The organism is Streptomyces sp. NPDC020742, from assembly GCF_040641675.1.
GTDB lineage: Bacteria > Actinomycetota > Actinomycetes > Streptomycetales > Streptomycetaceae > Streptomyces.
This window is the reverse complement of the sequence record NZ_JBFAEA010000057.1, coordinates 1-2641: the sequence shown is the minus strand read 5'-3', so window position 1 is coordinate 2641 and position 2641 is coordinate 1. Positions and strand designations below refer to the sequence as shown.

The following is a 2641-nucleotide window of genomic DNA, read 5'->3' as shown; positions in this document are numbered from 1 at the left end:
GTCCAGACGTAAAGCGAAGCAGTCTGGACACCCACCCCCGCAGGACCGCCACCGCAGCCGACAGCCCCGCGCAGCGGCCCCGCCCGCCGCAGGCGAAACGGCGAGCAGCAGGCACGGCGAGAGGGCCGACAACGTCGGAAGGCACCCAGCCGCCAGGCCACGGCGGCAAAGCCGGCAACAACCGGGCCGCCGGCTCCCCGGCGAACAACCACCACGGCGGCAAAGCCGACAACGTGGGAAGACGGCCGGCCGCCCAGGCCACGGTGGGACACCCGACAATGTGGGCGGAACAGCTAAGCGCAGCGGAAAGGCGAAAACCCGCATGACCCAGAAGGTCGCAGTCCTCGGCACCGGAAAGATCGGCGAAGCCCTCCTCAGCGGAATGATCCGGGGCGGCTGGGCCCCCTCGGACCTCCTGGTCACCGCCCGCCGTCAGGAACGTGCCGCACAGCTCCACGCCCGCTACGGCGTCGAGGCCGTCAGCAACGCCGAGGCCGCCCGGTCCGCCGACGCCCTGATCCTCACCGTCAAGCCCCAGGACATGGGCACCCTCCTGGAGGAACTCGCCCCGCACGTCCCCGCCGACCGCCTGGTCATCAGCGGCGCCGCCGGCATCCCCACCGCGTACTTCGAGGAGCGCCTGGCCGCCGGCACCCCCGTCGTACGGGTCATGACGAACACCCCGGCCCTCGTCGACGAGGCGATGTCCGTCATCTCCGCCGGCAGCCACGCCACCGCCGCCCACCTGTCCCTCGCCGAGGAGATCTTCTCCACGGTCGGCAAGACGCTCCGCGTCCCCGAGACCCAGCAGGACGCCTGCACCGCGCTCTCCGGCTCCGGCCCGGCGTACTTCTACTTCCTCGTCGAGGCCATGACCGACGCCGGCATCCTCCTCGGCCTGCCCCGCGACAAGGCCCACGACCTCATCGTCCAGGCGGCCATCGGCGCCGCAGTGATGCTCCGCGACAGCGGCGAACACCCCGTCAAGCTCCGCGAGAACGTCACCTCCCCGGCCGGCACCACCATCAACGCCATCCGTGAGCTGGAGAACCACGGCGTCCGCGCCGCCCTGATCGCGGCCCTGGAAGCCGCCCGCGACCGCAGCCGCGAACTGGCCACCGGCAACGGCTGACCCGTACGGCGCCGGCGGGGCAGCCGTCCAGCACGGCCACCCCGCCGGCCACCGTCACGCCAGCAGCCCCATCGCCCGGTACGCCGCGTCCACCCGCGGCCGGGCCATGCCCCGCGCCCGCTCCGCCCCGCGCCGGAGCACCTCGTCGACGTACTCCGGGTCCGCCGCCAGCTCCGCATGCCGGCTGCGCACCGGCCGCAGCAGCTCCACCACGGCCTCCGCCACGTCCTTCTTGAGCGGCCCGTACCCGTCGTACTTCTGGGCCAGCAGCTCCGGATCCCCACCCGTGCAGGCGGCCAGCACATCCAGCAGATTGGCCACCCCCGGCCGCTCCGCCCGGTCGTAGACCACCCCGGCCCCGTCGTCCGTGACGGCCCGCATCACCTTCTTCCGCACGGCCTCCGGCTCGTCCAGCAGATACACGATGCCCGCCGTCCTGACGTGCGACTTCCCCATCTTCGACGTCGGCTCCTGTAGATCCATCACCCGCTCCGCCACCGCTGGGAGCGTGGCCCTGGGCACCACGAACGTCGCCCCGTACCGCTGGTTGAACCGCACCGCCAGGTCCCGCGCCAGCTCCAGGTGCTGCGCCTGGTCCTCCCCGACCGGCACCTCATGGGCCCCGTACGCCAGGATGTCCGCCGCCATCAGCGCCGGATACGTCAGCAGCGACAGCCGTACGCTCCCGCCCCGCGCCTGCTCTCTCGCGGCCTTCTCCTTGTACTGGATCATGCGCCGCATCTCGCCGTCAGAGGCGGTGCACTCCATCAGATACGAGAGCCGCAGATGCTCATCGACCCGGCTCTGCACAAAGACGGTGCACACCTCCGGATCCAGCCCGGCCGCCAGCAGCAGCGTCGCCGCCTGCCGGGTGAGCCGCCGCACCCGCGCCGGATCGTGCTCCACGGTCAGCGCGTGCAGGTCCACCACACAGAACAGCGCCTCCGCCCGGTGCTGGTCCTCCTCGACCCAGCGACGCATCGCCCCGAGGTAGTTCCCCAGCGTCAGATGCCCCGTCGGCTTCACACCGCTGAAGATCTGCGTACGCGCCGTCGCGACCGCCATCTCGCCCATCCGTCTCTCCCGAAGTCCCGCACTCCCGCTGAGTGCGCGTCGAGACCGCCGACCTCACCGGCCGGACCACGGATGCAGATACGCGAACGGCCGCCGAAGCGGCGGCCGTGGTCATGCATGCGCTGCTGGGCGGCCGCCGTCAGGCGGGCCACCACTGCTGTACGAGCGCATGCGTCGTCATGCCCTCAAAGTACCCCCAGATCCCCGCCCTGGCACGGGTTTGAACAACCCCGCCCCCTCATGTAGTGTCCTCCGAGTTGCCACGGAGCCAGCCGGCCCCGGGCAGCCGTCCGCCGCTTCGCGGCACACCCACTACTGCACGGCCCCTCACCGGGACCTATTTCGGCATGCCGAAATTCGGACCACGGCGCGATTATGTGCCAACGAGGAATTCCGCTAACGTAGTGATCACGCCGAAAGGCGCGGCAGAGCAAA

2 protein-coding genes are annotated in these 2641 nt (G+C 71.3%); one reads left to right on the top strand and one right to left on the bottom strand.

Going from position 1 to position 2641, the window contains the following annotated elements:
• Nucleotides 1-322: 322 nt before the first annotated feature.
• Nucleotides 323-1132 carry a pyrroline-5-carboxylate reductase gene (gene proC / locus AB0G84_RS36165; RefSeq protein WP_361330954.1) on the top strand — a complete coding sequence of 270 codons (810 nt, stop codon included), beginning with the start codon at nt 323-325 and terminating at the stop codon, nt 1130-1132.
• A gap of 54 nt (nt 1133-1186) precedes the next feature.
• On the opposite strand, the gene trpS is transcribed toward proC, so the two are convergent.
• The gene (gene trpS / locus AB0G84_RS36160) at nt 1187-2197 is read right to left on the bottom strand and encodes a tryptophan--tRNA ligase (RefSeq protein ID WP_361330957.1); all 1011 of its coding nucleotides are present in this window, start codon (nt 2195-2197) and stop codon (nt 1187-1189) included.
• Nucleotides 2198-2641: the final 444 nt, after the last annotated feature.